This is a genomic window from Bordetella genomosp. 9 (assembly GCF_002261425.1).
Taxonomy (GTDB): Bacteria; Pseudomonadota; Gammaproteobacteria; order Burkholderiales; family Burkholderiaceae_B; genus Bordetella_C.
This window is the reverse complement of record NZ_NEVJ01000001.1, coordinates 843,686-859,889: the sequence shown is the minus strand read 5'-3', so window position 1 is coordinate 859,889 and position 16,204 is coordinate 843,686. Positions and strand designations below refer to the sequence as shown.

The window sequence follows — 16,204 nt, the reverse complement described above, 5'->3', positions numbered from 1 at the left end:
CGCTGGCGGCGCCCTGCCTCCGCGTCTTCAGGTGAAATAGAACTCCAGCGCGTTGGGTCCGTACACCCGGGTGCGCGCGGCGTCGTCGGGGATCACCTGCTTGAGCCAATCGATGGCGCGACGATAGTCCGTGTCCTTCTCGCCGCCGACGAATGGACAGTCGCTGGCCCAGAACATTTTTTCGTAGCCGACGCGCCGGCACAGCTCCTGCGCGCAGCCCAGGGCATAGTCGCCCAGGCGATAGGCGCCCGACAGCTTGACCCACGTACGGCCTTTTTCCACCGACGCGACCATGGCGCGAAAACCGTCGCTATCGATGCCCTTGGCCGGGTCCGGCCGCCCGATGTGATCGATCACGATCTTGACGCCCGATCGCTCCAGATACGGCAACACCAGCGGCAACCGCGGCCCGTCGATATGCACGTGCACGTGCCAGTCCAGGTCGACCAGGCGGCGCAGGAATTTGCGATAGTCCCAGCTGTCCAGGTCGGGCAGTTGCGGCATGCTGATGAAGGGCAGGCGCACGCCGACGATACCGTCGCGATCCATCTGGTCCAGCACCATCCGTTCGATCGACGGCTCGGCGATGATGGTGCCGCGCAGCCGCTTGTTGCCGCGCACCGAATCGATCACGTAGTCGTTGTAGTCGCCCCAGGGGCTGGCGGCGGCGATCACCGCGTAGCGCACGCCATGCTGGTCCATCACGCCGGTCAGCTGCTCGACGGTGAAGCTGTAGGTCGGGCTGTGGCGCGGGTTCGGGATCAGCGGCATGTCCTGCTTGAAGACGTGCACGTGGGTGTCGACCAGAAGGCCTTCCGGCGGGTAGTTCGTGCTGCTCATGTGTACTCCTGTTTTCACGGCGATCACTGGCGCTGTATGCCTGCCTGCTGGATCACCTTGGCCCACTTGTCGATATCGCCGCGCAGCGTCGCGCCGATCTCGTCGGGCGTGCTGCCCTTGGCTTCGGTGCCCAGGTCGCGAAAGCGCTGCTTGACGTCAGGCATTTGCAGCACTTCGTTCAACTGCGTGTTCATCACCTTGACGGCTTCTTCCGGGACGCCTTTCGCCGCGAAGATGGCGTTCCAGCCCGTCACGTCATAATCGAGGCCGCTTTCCCGCACCGTCGGGACCTGCGGCAGCCAGGCCGACCGCTGCGTACCGGTCGCCGCGATCGGCACGATCTGGCCGGAATCGACGATGCCCTTCACCGCCGCATACGATTCGAACGCGACGTCGACGTCGCCGCGGATCAGCGCGGACACCACGTCCGAGGTCGTCTTGAAGGGAATGACCGAGGCGTTCAGCCGCGACGTGGACTTGAACAGTTCGGCGGACAGGTTCTGGGTGCTGCCCGGGTTGATGGTGCCCAGCACGATGGGCCGTTTCTTTGCCTCGGCCAGCACGTCGGCGACGGAATGCAGCGCCCCCTTGGCCTTGGTCACCAGGATCAGGTCGAAATACGCCACCGTCGAGACGGGCGTGAAGTCCTGTACCGGATCGTAGGGCAGCTTGAACAGCGACTTGCTGATGGCCGTGCCGTTGGAAAAGGCGATGAACGTGTAGCCGTCATGCGCCGCGTTCAGGGTCGCGGTGCCGGCGACGATGCCGCCGGCGCCCGGACGATTCTCGACGATGATTTTTTCGCCGTAGCGCTCGCCCATCTTCTGCGCGACCAGGCGCATGGAGATATCCGCCAGCCCGCCTGGGCCGAAGGGGATGATGAAGCGGATCGGCTGCTCGGGATACTTGGCGTTGGCGGCCGGCGCGGCCACCAACAGGCCCGCCAGCAGCGCCACGCCGCCGGCCAATCCGCGCGCGGCATCGAACCAGCGCGCGCGGCGCGCCGGACGCAACGTCCGCGTCCGCCCTTGCGGCTCCCCGAGGATAGGCAGCGTGCCCATATCGCCCACGCCATGTCGGTTCATGAATCGTCTCCCTGTCGTTATGTGCCGCGCATCGGGACGCGAAAACGCTGCGCCCGGCGGCCTGCTGTCAATCAGCAAGTCTAGGGATGCGGTCGTGAGGGAACAAATGAATTGTTTGGGAGGATTTATTCGTGCGGTTCATCCGCCGCGCGCGGCCCCAGGGTCGTCGTGCGACGGCAGGCCGGCCCGCAGCGCGTCGACCAGCAGGTCGCGCAGGGTCCGCGCGGGCTCGGAAAGCACAGCGCCACGGCGCGTGAGCACCGCCAGCTTGCGGGAGATGCTGGGCTGCAGCAAAGGCCGCGTGGCCAGATCGTCGCCCGGCGCGACGGAGAGCGCAGGCACCACGGTCAGGCCCAGGCCCGCGCGCACGAAATTCAGGGCGACGGCGGTGTGCTGGGTTTCATAGGACCAGCGCAGCGCCAGTCTTCTTTCGCCCAGGGCGTCATCGATGGCGGTGCTGTTGCCGGCGGGCAGGCTGATGCGGATCAGCGTTTCGCCTTTCAGCTGGTCCCAATGGATGGCGTCGTGCGCGGCCAGCGGATGATCCGGGCGGCAGGCCAGCACGAAAGGCTCGTCGGCCCAGGGCTCCACCGCCAGGTTGTAGGGGTTGGACGTGGCGACGGAGATCCCGAACAGCGTGGTCTCCGCGTGGGTGAGTTCGGCGATCTCCTGGATGGAGTTGTCGAAGACGCGGACGGCGATGGCCGGATGCAATGCGCGGAAGCGGGTCAGCGCGGGCGCGATGCGGTGCGCGGCTAGGGTCGGCAGGCAGCCGAAGGCCAGCCACTGCGGCGCGGTTTTGCTGTGCTGCCGCAAGGCATCGTAGGAAAGTTCGAACTCGCGCATGGCGCCGCGCACGCGCGGCAGCAGCGCCCGCCCGGCGTCGGTCAGGGTGACGTCGCGGGTGGTGCGGGCCAGCAGGGTGACCCCCAGGCTGGCTTCCAGCTTGCGGATGCGGTGGCTGACGGCGGTCTGCGACAGGCACAGATGCGCCGCCGCCTGCTGGAAGCCGCCTTGTTCGACGATGGCCAGGAAGGCCTGCATGCCCAGGAAATCGATTTGCATGCGGCTATTAAAGCGCGGCGCCGGGGATTTTGCTGGCCATCCACCGGCGCCACGGGTCGCCGGCTACCCCGTCACGCGATTGGGCACGGCTTCGCCCGCCAGCCAGGCGTCCAGGTTGCCGCGCACGCCGCGCGCGAACTCCTGGAATACCGGCTCGGCGACGAACCCGTAGTGCGGCGTCAGCAGCACGTTCTTCAGGCCCAGCAAGGGATGGCCTTGCGGCAGCGGTTCCGCATCGAACACATCGAAGGCCCCGAATCCGGGACGTCCGGCGCGCAACGCGTCGACCAGGGCTTCGGTATCCATCAGGTCCGCCCGCGACGTGTTCACCAGGATGCTGTCCGGCCGCATCAGCGCCAGGCGTTCGCGGTTCAGCAGCTGCCGGGTCGGCGCGGAAGGCACGAGATGCAGGCTGACCACCCGCGACGTGCTCAACAGGTCTTCGAGACTGACGGACAGGGCGCCGTGTTCGGCCGCGCGTTCGGCCGTCATGTGGGGGCTCCACGTGACGACCTCCATGCCCAGCGCCTTTCCCACCGCGGCGACGCGCTGGCCGATCTGGCCCAGTCCCACCAGGCCCAGGCGCTGGCCATGCAGCACCGGGGGCAGGAAGGCGACGCGGGACGGATCCCGCCAGGCGGAGCGCTCGGGGGTGAGGTTGAGCCCGGGGATGCCGCGCGCGGCGGCCAGGATCAGCGACCAGGTCATCTCGCAGGTGCTGGCCTTGGACGGGCCCCACTCGGTGTGGCTGACCACGATGTCCTGGGCCAGCGCGGCGTGCAGGTCGAGCTTGGTGTTGCGCGTACCGGTGAACAGGATGTGCCGCAGGTCCGGGAGCTGCCGCAACAGCTCCGCGGGCATCGGCGTGCGGTCGCGGATCAGCACCACGCATTGCACGCCGCGCAGCGCGGCCATCAGGGCCTCGCCGCGCAGCATGGTGTTGTGGATTGCGACGTCGGCGCGCTCGCCGATCGCCTTCCAGTCCACCCGCTCGCGCAGGGCGTTTTCCCAGTCGTCCAGCACGACGACCTTGGGGCGGCCAGCAATCGCGCTCATGCTTTGGCTCGCCCGAGTTCCGCGACCTTGCGGACGTCGGGGGCGTTGCCCAGGTCCCAGCACGCGGCGATCAGTTGGCGGGTCTGCTCGGCGCCGAGCACCTGGTCCGCCATGCCGCTGAACTTGGCTTCCAGGTCGGCGTCGCTCATCGGCCGCTGCAGCGAACCGATCGCGTGTTCGACGAAGATATGCACCTTGCTGCCGTCCTTCAACGTCGCCACCGCATCCACGCTGGCCTCGTCGATGGCATCGTCCACCGTCGCGACCACCTTGCGGCGCACGTCCACCACGTCGGGACGGTTCACGATATCGTCGGCATATTCGTCTTCCGACGCCCGGCCGAAGATCAGTCCCGCCGCGCACCCGTGGTACACGCTGAACTTGCCCTGCAGGCCATCCGCGGGTTCCTTCTTGCCGGTCAGCTCCAGCACCAGCGAGTGCACGCGCAGGTCGATGCGCTCCAGGTTCTCCGGCGTCACACCCTTGCCGCGCAGTTGCGCGCACGCGTCGATGCTGGGATGGATCACGATGCCGCAGGCGAAAGGCTTGTAGGTATTGAAGGAAATCTCGAACCGCTTGCCCAGCTCGTCGGTGATCTCGTTCCAATCGTACTTGGTCGACGCCACCTGCGCGAACCCGCGCGGCGCTTCGATGGCGCGCTTGCTGGACGTGAAGCCTTCGCGGGCCAGCAGCGCCGACATCAGGCCGGCCTTGGCGGCGCCGCCGGGATGGAAGGGCTTGGTCATCGTGCCGAACTGCTCGCGCAGGCCCACCGGCTGCGACGCCGCGATGCCCAGCGCCATCTGCGTCTGGTCCACGCTCAGTCCCATCAGGCGCGCGCACGCCGCCGCCGCGCCGAACCCGCCCGTGGTGCCGGTGATGTGCCAGCCGCGATCGTAGTGCTGCGGGTAAACCATATTGCCGATGCGGCAAGACACGTCGATGCCGATCACGATGGCATCGATGATCTGGCGGCCGCTGGCCCCCGTCAGTTCGGCCAGCGCCAGCACCGCCGAGCACACCGGCCCGGCGGGATGGATGATGGTCTTGAGGTGCGTGTCGTCGAAGTCGAAGGTATGCGACGTGATCCCATTGATCAAGGCCGCGCTGGCGATGTCCACGCGTTCGCGGCGTCCCAGGATGGTGGCCTGCTCCGACGGCTTCAGCACCTGCACCGCGTGCAGCGCGGCCAGCGCCGCTTCATGGTGCGCCGCGCCGACCGCGCAGCCCAGCCAGTTCATGAAAGTGCGATGGGCCTCGTGGTCGACCTCGTCGCTCCAGCCGCGCGAAGGATGGTTGACGACGTATTCCGCCAGGGTGCGGGTCACGGGCGGGGCATTGTGATCGGCATCGATCTTGGTGTTCAGGGCCATGCTTTTCTCTAGGTTGAAGGTATGGGGAATCCGTGGCGGCCAGGCCGCCGGCTAGCGTTCATGCATCCAGGCTGATGTTCTGCGCCTTCGCCAACTTGGACCAGCGTTCGAAATCCTTGCTGACGTAGGCCGCGAACTGCGCGGGCGACATGGGCATGGGAATGATGGCCTCGGTATCCAGCTGCTTGGCCAGCGCCGGGTCCTTCAGGACCTTGTTCAACGACGTATTCAAGGTCTGGACGATACCCGAATCCATGCCGGCCGGGCCCGACACGCCGTACCACTGGAGCACGTCGTCGAAGCCCGCCAGGCCCAGTTCCTTGAAGGTGGGCACATCGGGGAAGCCGGCATTGCGCTGGTCGCCGGTCAGGGCGATGGCGCGCACGGCGCCCGAGCGCAGGTGCGGCACCGCCGCGGCCAGGCCCGGGAACATGGCCTGGGTCTGCTGGCCCAGCAGGTCGGTGAAAGCCGGCGCGATGCCCTTGTAGGCAATGTGCACCATCTTCGTTCCGGCCTGCTGCTGCAGCAGCTCCATCAGCAGGTGGGTCAGGGAGCCGGCGCCGGCCGACCCGTAGTTCATATTGCTGTGCGCCTTGGCATAGGCGATGAATTCCTTCAGGTTGGTGATGGGCAGCTTGGCGCTCACCACCAGTACGTTGGGCGTGCCGCCTATCATGCCCACCGCCGTGAAGTCCTTGATCGGGTCGTAGGGCACCTTGCGCGTCGCCGGGCTGGTGCCCAGGGTGGCGACGTAGCCCTGCATCAGCGTATAGCCGTCCGGCTTGGCGCGCATGGTCTTCTGGCAGGCGATCACGCCGCCGCCGCCGCTCTGGTTTTCCACCACGAAATTGGCATCCAGGTCCTTGCCCCAGGCCGCGGTCGTGGCGCGGCCCACGTAGTCGCTGCCGCCGCCCGGCGCCACCGGCACGATGTAGGTGATGGGATGGTCGGGATACTTGGACGCGGCGAAGGACGCGTAGGGCAGGCTCAGGGCGCTTGCGCCCGCGCCCAGCAGGAATGAACGACGATTCACGGTATGTCTCCTTTTTTCTGGGTAGAACTTCCACACGGGGTCGAGATGGAATCCCTTTATCTGTGCCGCTCGCCAGCCTCTTCGGGCGGTCGCGGCGATGCGCCCTCACATGGCCGACAGGCGATCGTGGGCGTTGATGACGTGATCGGCGAGCAGGCGCGCGCAATCCTCGGCCTGCGCCGCGGTGCATGACTCCCGCAGGGCCTTGACGATCTGCTTGTGCTCCGCGTTGGACTGCTCGCGATGCGGTTCGGACGACAGGTTCTTCAACCGCGCCAGGTGCAGTTTCTGGATCACCTCGCGGTAGGTCTTGGCGATCTCGCGATTGCCGGCGTATTCGATGAACAGCCAATGAAAGCGCAGGTTCTCGCGGTAGTAGGCCTGGGGATTGGCTTCGCGGATGGCGGCGTCCATGGCGTCGGTGCAGGGCTCCAGCGCCTGGACCAGGGCCTGGCGGCGTTCGGCGGGCAACCGCGACGCGATGCGGCCGGCATGGCTGTCCAGCAGCGAACGGAATTGATAGAGATCCGCGACCTCGGCGTCGGTCAGCTCGCGTACGTATACGCCCGAGTGCTTGCGGGACACCACCAGGCCCGAGCTTTCCAGCTCGCGCAGCGCTTCGCGCACGGGAACGCGCGAGACCTTCAGGCGTTCCACCAGCTCGGACTCCCGTAGCGCCTGGCCGGGTTCGAACTCGCCGGCCAGGATCTGGCTGAGCAGGCGGTCGCGCACCAGCTTGCCCAGCGAGGTGTTCTTGATTTCCTCGAAGCTTTCCTGCCCGACGGGGGAAGACAACCAGTCCATGAATTCGTCCGATATTGCCGTTTGTCTAATCGTATACGATTAGACGAGGACCGCGCCAGTCCTACATTCGGCCGCGCGGGTTGTCGGGCGGGCTCCCATCCCAAAATTGAATATTTGCGCCGCACGGGAAATTTTCTGCGACAAGTATTCACAAACTGATTTAAATTGCGGGGTTCGTGAGTTTTGCCGTTTCCAGGACACGCCCATGCGAGACACCGCTCTGTTACTCGAAGCCTCTTACCGCCGGGTCGACCGGGCCATGCTGCCCCTGCTATGGGCCTTGTTCATCATCGCCCTGTGCCTGGCGCCGCAATATGGCCGCTGGACGTCCGCGCTGGCGGTCGGCGTGCCGGCGGTACTGCTGCCCACGCTGCTGATCGTCTGGCTGCCGTCGCGGCTGTTCACGCGCCTGACGGTGGCCACGGCGCTCATGGTGTTCGCCGCCCTGCAGATCCACCTGGTTTCCGGCATGGCGGAAATGCACTTCGGCGTGTTCGTGCTGCTGTCGCTGCTGCTGGCCTATCGCGACTGGCGGCCCATCGCCTGTGCCGCGGTCGTCATCGCGATCCACCATGTGTCCTTCAACTTCCTGCAGCAGTGGGGCTACAGCGTGTCCTGCTTCACGCAGCCGGGACTGCGCATCGTCGCCCTGCACGCGGCCTATCTGGTGGTCCAGGCCGGCGCGCTGGGCTGGCTGGCCTGGCGCATGGAGAAGGACGCGGTCGCGGCGGAAGAACTCGCCCGCCTGAGCGCGCACCTGGGCCGCGAAGCCGGCGCGTTCGACCTGCGCTTCGGCCGCCTGGACCTGAACAGCGAGCTGGCCGGCGCTTTCAAGAACACGATGGACGCGGTCCATCGCACCCTGAACCACGTGCGTGTGAACGCGCTGGCCATGTCCGGCGCGACGCGCGAACTGACGCAGGGCAATGCGGAACTGGAACAGCGCACACGCACGCAGGCGGATTCCCTGCAACGCACGGTGGCGTCGATGCAGATGCTGGCCGACAACGTCCACAACAATGCGTCCAATGCGAATACGGCCGCCCAACTGGCGGTGGCCGCCCGTCAGGTGGCGGGCACCGGCAGCCAGGCGGTGACCGAAGTGGCCGGCGTCATGGGCGAGATCCGCCAGGAAGCGCAGAAGATTTCCGAGATCACCGGGCTGATCGACAGCATCGCCTTCCAGACCAACATCCTGGCCCTGAACGCCGCGGTGGAAGCGGCGCGGGCCGGCGAAAGCGGCCGCGGCTTTGCCGTGGTGGCATCCGAAGTGCGCGCGCTGGCTCAGCGCAGCGCGACCGCCGCGAAGGATATCCGCGGGCTGATCACCGCGTCATTGGACAAGACCGACAACGGCGCGCGCAAGGCCGACGATGCCGCCGCGGTCATGGGCGAGATGGTCGAAAGCGTCCAGCGCGTCGCCACCATCGTCGCGGAGATCGGCCAGGCCAGCCAGACCCAGCGCGCCGGCATCGATGAAGTGAATGCGGCCGTGGCGGAGATCGATCAGTTGACCGGGCAGAATGCCGCGCTGGTGGGCACCGCCGCCGCCGCGTCGGCCTCGCTGCAGAGCCAGGCCGCGCAGTTGCTGGAAGCGATCGGCGCATTCAGGCTGTACGACAGCGCGGAAGCGATGCGCGTGCATGAAGCGATGTCCGATGAGGAAGCCGAGTCGGCCTATACCGACTCGTATGGGCTGCAGGCCGCCAACGCGCCTTTGCTCACGGCTTGATGGGTCAGGCCTAGCCGGCCACGCCTGACCGGCGGCGTCTTTCGGCCACCCCGGGCCACCCGGGGCCGCGCCGCGATCACGCGGCGATGGCCTCGTCCTCGACGCGCCTGATGCTGGTCGCGCCGAGTCGGAACACCCGCAGCCGGTGGCCGTCCGGATCCAGCGCCACGAAGGTGCGCCCGAAATCCATATCGGTAGGCGGCTGCACGATGGCCAGGCCGCGTTCCTTCCAGCTGGCGTACATGGCATGCAGCGCCTTGTCGTCGTCCACGGGTATCCCCAGCTCGCACCCGCCGCCGCGCGAAATCACCATGGGCTCGGCATCGCGCCGCGACCACAGGCCCAGGCGCACGCCGGACGACAATTCGAACAGCGCGAAGGACGGCGTCGCCTCCACCGGCTTGCAATCCAGCAGCGACGCATAGAATGCCGCGCTGATGATGGGATTTTCGACGAAAAGCAGAACGTAGTTAGGATGTGGCATAGCGCTTTCCTCGTTTCATCGGCCGAACGGCAGCCATACGCAGCGCCTTCGCTTGCCGGCGCGGTGCGATAGCCTATCCGGCCATACTGTCAGAATTTGTCAGCAGCGTTGGCTGCATCATCGAGACCCGCGACGCGATCGGCGCCGCCGGAACATCAACAGGAAGTCATTCCGGACTGGCGGTGGACATCATCTGCCGCCAGGTCTTCAAGAGCGACTGCCGCCGCTCCGGATACCGGTCGCCCGGGGCCGCCAGGGCCACGATGCGGTCGGTGCGAAAATGCCGGAAGCCCTGACGCAGCTCGCACCATGCGGCCACGATGCGCACCCGATCGAAGAACCCCAGCGCGAAGGGCCAGATCACGCGCGCCGTTTCGGCCGCGTGCTCGTCCCGGTACTCGATGCGCAGCTTGCGCTCGCGCCGGATGGACTCGCGGATCAGCGCAACGTCGGCCGTATCCGCCACCTGCTCGCCGGGCACCACGAACAGCGTCCCGTCGTCGAAATCGTGCCGCAGGTCGGCCGGCAGCACCGCCGCGATCTTCGCCAGGGCGTTGCGCGCCGCCTGTCCCAGCTGGTTGTCGGCATGCTCCCACACCCAGCGCGATCCCAGCGCCAGGGCCTGGATTTCCTCTTCGGAAAACATCAGGGGCGGCAACAGGAAGCCCGGCCGCAGCACATAGCCCACGCCGGCCTCGCCTTCGATATGCGCCCCCTGCTCCTGCAGCAGCGCGATATCGCGATACAGGGTGCGCAGGCTGATGCCCAATTGTCCGGCCAGGAGCGCGCCGCTCACCGGGTAACGGTGGCTGCGCAGGATCTGCAGAAGGTCGAGCAGCCTTTGGGCGCGGGACATTGCGCGGATCGCTTCCGGTGACGTTGATCATTGGACGGAATTATGCCGCCCGGCAGACCTTCCGGACTGTCAATTTCCACGCAATTCCTGCCCAAAAGTCCGAAGCCGGGCGGAAAGGCAGCGGTTACTTCCGGTCCAGCCAGACCGTCTGCACATTGCAGAATTCACGGACGCCGAAGTGCGACAGCTCGCGGCCGAAGCCGCTCTTCTTGACGCCGCCAAAGGCCAACCGGGGATCGCTCGCGCTATAGCCGTTGATGAATATGCCGCCGACCTCCAGCCTGGCGGCCAGCCGGCGAGCCAGTTGCGGGTCGCCCGCATAGACCGTCGCCGTCAGGCCGAACTGGCTGTCGTTGGCCAGGGCCAAGGCGTGATCCGCGTCGTCGGCGCGGATGATCGACGCCACCGGGCCAAACATTTCTTCGCGGAATGACGTCATGCCGGCCGTCACATTGGCCAGCACGGTAGGCTCGTAGAAGTTGCCCGGCCCGTCCAGTTTGCGGCCGCCCAGGAGCAGCTCGGCGCCCTCCCGTATCGAGCGTTGCACCTGGTTGTGAAGTTCGTCGCGCAGATCGAAGCGCGCCATCGGGCCGATGTAGGTGGCAGCGTCGGCGGGCGACCCCACGACCAGGGCCTTGGCGCCCGCGATGAAGCGTTCGGTGAACGCATCGGCCACGTCGCGATGGACGATGAAGCGCTTGGCCGCGGCGCAGACCTGCCCGGTGTTCTGGAACCGCCCCAGGACGGCGGCCCGCACGGCCTCGCCCAGGTCGGCATCCGGCAGCACGATGAAGGGATCGGAGCCTCCCAGTTCGAGCACGCATTTCTTCAGCGCCTGGCCGGCTTGCGCGCCGATCGCGGCGCCCGCCCTGACGCTCCCGGTCAGCGTGACGGCGGCGATGCGGTCGTCCGCGATCGCCTCGGATACCAGGTCGTTGGACAGATTGGCCACCTGGAACACGCCATCCGGCAGTCCTGCGCGGGCGCATGCCTCGCGCAACAGGTAGGCGCTGCCCATTACGTTGGGCGCGTGCTTCAGGACATAGGTATTGCCCGAGACCAGGGCCGGCACCACGCTGCGTATGACCTGCCAGATGGGAAAATTCCAGGGCATCACCGCCAGCACGGTCCCGAGCGGCCGGAATTCGATCCACGCCGCGTCGTTCTCCACGCTGGTGGGTTCGGGGGCGACCATGCGGGCGCCGTTTTCGGCGTACCAGGCGCAGGTGGCGGCGCACTTTTCGATCTCGCCCCTGGCCTGCGCGATGGGCTTGCCCATTTCCGCCGTAATCATGCCGGCGAGGCGATCGATGTCCGCCCGCAGCGCTTCGCCCAGGCGCTTCAGCATCGCGCAGCGATCGGCCGCCGACGTCAGGCGCCATGTGCCGAAGGCGGCTGCCGCGCGGTCCAGCACGGCATGCAGGACGGCCTGCGTGTCGTAGGGGTAGGCGCCGATTTCTTCTCCGGTGGCAGGGTTGATGGAAATGGCATGCGTGGGGTTCGACATCGAGGGCATCCTGGAATCAGCAATAGACGCCCGCCAGGATACGACGGCGGAAGACTCTCAAAAACTGAATATTCATGAACAAAACGATCTCGTTTCGAGAGGATCGGGATATAGTGCAGGCGGACGCCAGGGCGACGTCGCCCGCAGGAAGAGCCATGGATCTCGTACAGCTGGAAATCTTCTGCGCGGTCGCGCAGCATCAGAGCATCGCCGCCGCGGCGGAACAGATACACCGGGTGCCGTCCAACCTGACCACCCGGCTCAAGCAGCTGGAAGCCGACCTCGGGGTGGACCTGTTCATCCGGGAAAACAACCGGCTGCGGCTGTCGGCGACAGGCCGCAACTTCCTGGGCTACGCGAAGAACATCCTCAGCCTGGTCGACCAGGCACGCAGCGCGGTATCGGGCGAAGAACCCGCCGGCAGCTTCCCCCTGGGTTCGCTGGAAAGCACCGCCGCGGTCCGCATCCCGGGCATACTCGCCCGCTTCAACGCCCGCCATCCGGACGTCGAGCTGGAGCTCTCGACAGGCCCGTCCGGTTCGATGATCGACGGCGTGCTGGAAGGCCGCCTGGTCGCCGCCTTCGTCGACGGTCCGATCAAGCACCCCGCCATCGACGGCATCCCGGTCTTCGACGAGGAAATGGTCATCATCGCCCCGGCGCAGCACGCGCCGGTACGGCGCGGGCGCGATGCGGCCGGGGACACCATCTACGTGTTCCGCGACAACTGCTCTTACCGCCACCACTTCGAGAAATGGTTCGCCGAGGACAAGGCCATCCCCGGCAAGGTGCGCGAGATCGAGTCGTACCACACCATGCTGGCCTGCGTCAGCGCCGGCGGCGGCCTGGCCGTCATCCCCAGGGCCATGCTGGAAAGCATGCCTGGATATCTGTCGGTGGCGGCCTGGCCCATGCACGGCAGGTTCTCGGTGCTGCAGACCTGGCTGGTCTGGCGCCGGGACACCGCCTCGCGCGCCTTGGATGCCTTCGCCGCCATGCTGCGGGAACACCGGCAGGCCGCCCAGGAAGTACAGGTCGCGTGAGCGCGCCCGCGGCAGCGTAGCGCGGCCGCCCTCAGCCTTGCGCCTGCTCCTGCGTGTCGGGGATCAGGCGCTTGCCGTAGCTGACCACGTCATCCAGCGTGAAACCCAGGCCGCGATAGAAATCCTGGACCTGGACGTTGTCGCCGCGTATGAGCAGATTGATCTTCGGGCAACCGGCGGCGATGAACCGCTGTTCGGCCGCCTCGACCAGTGCCTTGCCGTAACCGCGCTTGCGGCAGGCGGGGTCGACGGACAGGTAGTTGATCCAGCCCCGATGGCCGTCGTAACCGGCCATCATCGACGCCACGACGCGGCTGCCTTCAAGACCGACCAGAAACCATTCCGCCTGCACCGTCAGCTTGCGCTGGATGTCCTTGCGCGGATCGTTCCAGGGCCGCGTCAGTCCGCAGGCCTGCCAAAGCTGGATGACGGCCGCTTCGTCGGCATCCTGGTAAGGCCGGATATGAAAGTCAGGGTGATGCATGCTTGCGCTCCTTCAGCGTGAAAGCGAAGGCCGGAGACATCACCCTTGGCCGCGCCGGGAAGCGCACTCGAAAACAAAAAAGGCCACGAGGGATGTCGTGGCCTTCAAGGTTGATCGCTGGATATTCGATGATCAGCGACCGGACAGCGAGAAACCACTCAACGTCGGCGTCGAGTGATTCGTCGGAAAGCGGAAACGGCGGATAGGCCGGGAATGCGTACGTGCATGTGTGCGCGTGATCGGGCTAGGCAGGAATGGCGGAAGTTTACCTCGGCTGACGATGCATGATGCCGAATCGCTCGCACAATGCGGACAAGCGTTTGTCATATGTCCACAATTCGGCATCTGGAGTAATCAAGGTGGACGCCAGCAGAACCAGATCTACCAGCCCGTATCCCAATCCATACAACTTTTCGTTTTCGATGAAGTCCACGACCTCGGGCAGGGTTGCCTGCTGCGTCTGTCGCAGCAGGCCCAGATGACTCAGGGCCTCGGTGCGTGGAGCCGGGGGCGTGCCGCACGCCAGCTCGGCCATCACCATGGGATGCGTCATGGCAAGGTCCAGACTGAGCAGTCGAACGAGCGCGTCATCGGACGCGCGGAAATGCTGCACCCACACCGAGGTATCGACCAAGACTCCCTTCACTTGCCAGATTCCGTGGTGCGCCTGGGAATGTCTTGCATGGAAGGCAGCTTTCCGCCCAATGCAGCCAATCGCTTGGCTGCCTGCAGGCGTACGAAAGTCTGGATGGCCTCGCGAAAAAGATCCGCTTTGTCGAAAGAAGGGCCAGCCATCTCCAGCGCCTTTCAAGCCTGGATGGGCCTCGGCAAAGTCCCGCAACCTATCGAACCGGCCGGCGGACGACGCGGATCTTGCCGGTGGGGCCGCCGCCGCAGAAAAGCAGGTCGCGGCCGTTGGATTCCATGCCGGATATGTGGATGCCGGCCGGCATGTCCAGCTGCTGGATCACTTTGCCGGTTTCCGGACAGATCTGGCGGATTTCGCTGGCGTCGTCTTCCCAGGTGCCATGCCACAGTTCGCCATCCACCCAGGTGATGCCGGTGACGAAGCGATTGGATTCGATGCTGCGCAGGACCTCGCCGGTCGCGGGGTCGACCTGGTGGATCTTGCGTTCGCGGTACTGGGCCACCCACAGGAAGCCTTCGGCCCAGGCCATGCCGGAACAACCCGTGGCCGGCGTGGGTATGGACCCGGTGACCTGGCCAGTCCGGGGATCGACTTTCTGGATGCGTTCGCCGGCGATCTGGTAGATGTGCTTGCCGTCGAACGCCGTCCCGGCATTGGCTTCCATCGCGATCGTACGCAGCGTCGCGCCGCTTTCGCCGTCCACGCAATTCAGCCGGTCGCCCGAGGCGAACCATACGTGCCGCCCGTCGAAGGTCAGGCCGTGCACGGCCGACACCCCGGGAAAAGGTCCAAGTTCGCGAATGATTTCTGCTGGCTTGTTCATGGGTCGAGTCCTTGTCGAAGTCCATCCGTGTTTGCGAGCCTTCATCCTAGTCAGGCAGCAAGGGGTACGGGAGTAACAAGGTTGTCGTGCAACCGGGCGGCGGCGGCGCCATCCAGCGGCGCGCGCGGCCCTGGCCGGCGCACTGGGTCTGGCCGCGCGCCGCCAGCACTTCCAGGGCGCGCTGCACCGTGCGCTGGCTGGTGCCCAGCGCCATCGCCAAGGCCGAGCTGGACCAGGACTCGCCGTCCGACAGCAGGGCGAGCAAGGCCGCGTGTGGCTCGTCGACGGGATGCGCCAGCACCGCGGCCTCCCGCCCCGCGCGTGGGACCAGCGCGAAGCCGCGCGGCGTGGCGTCGATGTCGGCCAGGCCCCGCAGCGCCTTGCGCAGCCGGCCGATCTCCACGCGCAGACGCACGCGATGCGTATCGTCGCCGTGCCGCGTACGAAACGCATGTTCGATCAGCACGTCGCGCGAGACATCGCCGGGCCACGCCTGGGCCAACAGCCGCGCCAGCGCGAACAACACGGGCCGCGTGGCCAAGGGCACCGTCACGTTGCCCTCCACCACGGCGTGGCGGCAGGCGTCGACCACGAAGGTGGACGACCGCAGCAGCGCCTCGACTTCCTCCAGGCGCAACAGGCGCTCGCCATCACGGACAAGCAGGCGCGCGGCCGGCGCTTCCAGCACGCGGGCCACCGTTTCCACCTCCGCCGCCAAGGCGGGAATGCCGGCGTTGCGCGCGGCGCGTTCGGCCCGCGCCAGCGCCTCGCGCGCCGTCGCCGCGCGCAGCCGGCGCATGGCGATGCCGGCGACGGCGAGTTCGTGGGCCGCCCGCGATGCCGGGGTCATGGCCGCGGTATCGATGGCCGCAATGGCTTGCTCCGCATCGCCCAGCCTGCCCAGCAGCAGCAGATGGCGCACATGCAGGTGCCGCGCATGCGCGGCATTCATGCGGTCGCCGCTGGCTTCAAGCACGGCGAGCGCGGCATGCAGGGGCTTATCCGGCCAGGCCAGGTCACGCGACACCAGTGCGATCTCCGCTTCCGCGACCACGCAGCGCGCGCGAGCCAGGGCGTTGCGCGCGCCGAAGCCGCGGGCCGCCCGCCGCAGCAGCGGCCGGGCCCGCGCGAACTCCGTCAGCTGCGCCATGGCGATGCCGCGCAGCGCCAGCGCCTGCGGGTCTTCCCGCAAGGCCACGCAGTTCAGCGCGCCCAGCGCGTCGCCGCCCGCCAGCGCGCGGGCGGCCGAGGTGATGAGGCGGTCCATTGCATCTCCACTGGATCTGACCTGTCCTGCACAAGGCGGTGCTATGCTGCGCAGCTCGCGGCTGGCGCAGGCGTCGGGCATCCGGTCCTGCCGTCGTCCACAG

General features: G+C 66.9%; 17 protein-coding genes. 2 read left to right on the top strand and 15 right to left on the bottom strand.

Annotated features, from left to right (window positions below):
* Positions 1 to 27 precede the first annotated feature (27 nt).
* The 7 genes from CAL26_RS03870 to CAL26_RS03840 form a co-directional block, all read right to left on the bottom strand.
* Positions 28 to 840, bottom strand: a complete 813-nt coding sequence (locus tag CAL26_RS03870; protein WP_094845577.1) for an amidohydrolase family protein — start codon at positions 838 to 840, stop codon at positions 28 to 30.
* 23 nt (positions 841 to 863) lie between these two features.
* Positions 864 to 1,925, bottom strand: coding sequence for a Bug family tripartite tricarboxylate transporter substrate binding protein (locus CAL26_RS03865; RefSeq protein ID WP_094845576.1), 1,062 nt, complete (start codon positions 1,923 to 1,925; stop codon positions 864 to 866).
* Between the two features lie 138 nt (positions 1,926 to 2,063).
* The gene (locus CAL26_RS03860) at positions 2,064 to 2,990 is read right to left on the bottom strand and encodes a LysR family transcriptional regulator (RefSeq protein WP_094845575.1); all 927 of its coding nucleotides are present in this window, start codon (positions 2,988 to 2,990) and stop codon (positions 2,064 to 2,066) included.
* A gap of 63 nt (positions 2,991 to 3,053) precedes the next feature.
* On the bottom strand, positions 3,054 to 4,046 hold the full coding sequence (locus CAL26_RS03855; RefSeq protein ID WP_094845574.1) for a D-2-hydroxyacid dehydrogenase family protein: 993 nt from the start codon (positions 4,044 to 4,046) through the stop codon (positions 3,054 to 3,056).
* On the bottom strand, positions 4,043 to 5,419 hold the full coding sequence (locus CAL26_RS03850) for an MmgE/PrpD family protein (RefSeq protein ID WP_094845573.1): 1,377 nt from the start codon (positions 5,417 to 5,419) through the stop codon (positions 4,043 to 4,045). The genes CAL26_RS03855 and CAL26_RS03850 overlap by 4 nt, the downstream gene beginning before the upstream one ends.
* Positions 5,420 to 5,477: 58 nt before the next feature.
* A complete protein-coding gene (locus CAL26_RS03845; RefSeq protein ID WP_094845572.1) occupies positions 5,478 to 6,452 on the bottom strand; it encodes a Bug family tripartite tricarboxylate transporter substrate binding protein in 975 nt (324 codons plus the stop codon).
* A 105-nt stretch (positions 6,453 to 6,557) separates the two neighbouring features.
* Positions 6,558 to 7,256, bottom strand: a complete 699-nt coding sequence (locus CAL26_RS03840) for a GntR family transcriptional regulator (protein ID WP_094845571.1) — start codon at positions 7,254 to 7,256, stop codon at positions 6,558 to 6,560.
* Positions 7,257 to 7,461: 205 nt separating this feature from the next.
* Between CAL26_RS03840 and CAL26_RS03835 the strand changes: the two genes are divergently transcribed.
* Positions 7,462 to 8,988 carry a methyl-accepting chemotaxis protein gene (locus tag CAL26_RS03835; RefSeq protein WP_094845570.1) on the top strand — a complete coding sequence of 509 codons (1,527 nt, stop codon included), beginning with the start codon at positions 7,462 to 7,464 and terminating at the stop codon, positions 8,986 to 8,988.
* A 76-nt stretch (positions 8,989 to 9,064) separates the two neighbouring features.
* Here CAL26_RS03835 and CAL26_RS03830 read toward each other — a convergent pair whose 3' ends face one another.
* From CAL26_RS03830 to CAL26_RS03820, 3 genes are all read right to left on the bottom strand, one after another.
* Positions 9,065 to 9,472 (bottom strand): VOC family protein, encoded by a 408-nt coding sequence (locus CAL26_RS03830; RefSeq protein ID WP_094845569.1) that lies wholly within the window; start codon positions 9,470 to 9,472, stop codon positions 9,065 to 9,067.
* Positions 9,473 to 9,638: 166 nt separating this feature from the next.
* Positions 9,639 to 10,328 carry a helix-turn-helix transcriptional regulator gene (locus CAL26_RS03825; RefSeq protein ID WP_094845568.1) on the bottom strand — a complete coding sequence of 230 codons (690 nt, stop codon included), beginning with the start codon at positions 10,326 to 10,328 and terminating at the stop codon, positions 9,639 to 9,641.
* 124 nt (positions 10,329 to 10,452) lie between these two features.
* Positions 10,453 to 11,835 (bottom strand): aldehyde dehydrogenase family protein, encoded by a 1,383-nt coding sequence (locus CAL26_RS03820; RefSeq protein ID WP_256987943.1) that lies wholly within the window; start codon positions 11,833 to 11,835, stop codon positions 10,453 to 10,455.
* 155 nt (positions 11,836 to 11,990) lie between these two features.
* Here CAL26_RS03820 and ptrR point away from each other — a divergent pair, with 155 nt between their 5' ends.
* Entirely contained in the window at positions 11,991 to 12,878 is an 888-nt protein-coding gene (gene ptrR / locus CAL26_RS03815; RefSeq protein ID WP_094845566.1) for a putrescine utilization regulator PtrR, read from the top strand.
* Between the two features lie 31 nt (positions 12,879 to 12,909).
* Here ptrR and CAL26_RS03810 read toward each other — a convergent pair whose 3' ends face one another.
* From CAL26_RS03810 to CAL26_RS03790, 5 genes are all read right to left on the bottom strand, one after another.
* Entirely contained in the window at positions 12,910 to 13,362 is a 453-nt protein-coding gene (locus tag CAL26_RS03810; protein ID WP_094845565.1) for a GNAT family acetyltransferase, read from the bottom strand.
* Positions 13,363 to 13,627: 265 nt separating this feature from the next.
* On the bottom strand, positions 13,628 to 14,008 hold the full coding sequence (locus CAL26_RS03805) for a type II toxin-antitoxin system VapC family toxin (protein ID WP_094845564.1): 381 nt from the start codon (positions 14,006 to 14,008) through the stop codon (positions 13,628 to 13,630).
* Entirely contained in the window at positions 14,005 to 14,157 is a 153-nt protein-coding gene (locus tag CAL26_RS28530; protein WP_094845563.1) for a DUF2191 domain-containing protein, read from the bottom strand. The genes CAL26_RS03805 and CAL26_RS28530 overlap by 4 nt, the downstream gene beginning before the upstream one ends.
* 47 nt (positions 14,158 to 14,204) lie before the next feature.
* A complete protein-coding gene (locus tag CAL26_RS03795) occupies positions 14,205 to 14,834 on the bottom strand; it encodes a Vgb family protein (RefSeq protein WP_094845562.1) in 630 nt (209 codons plus the stop codon).
* Positions 14,835 to 14,880: 46 nt separating this feature from the next.
* Entirely contained in the window at positions 14,881 to 16,101 is a 1,221-nt protein-coding gene (locus CAL26_RS03790; protein WP_094845561.1) for a helix-turn-helix domain-containing protein, read from the bottom strand.
* Positions 16,102 to 16,204: the final 103 nt, after the last annotated feature.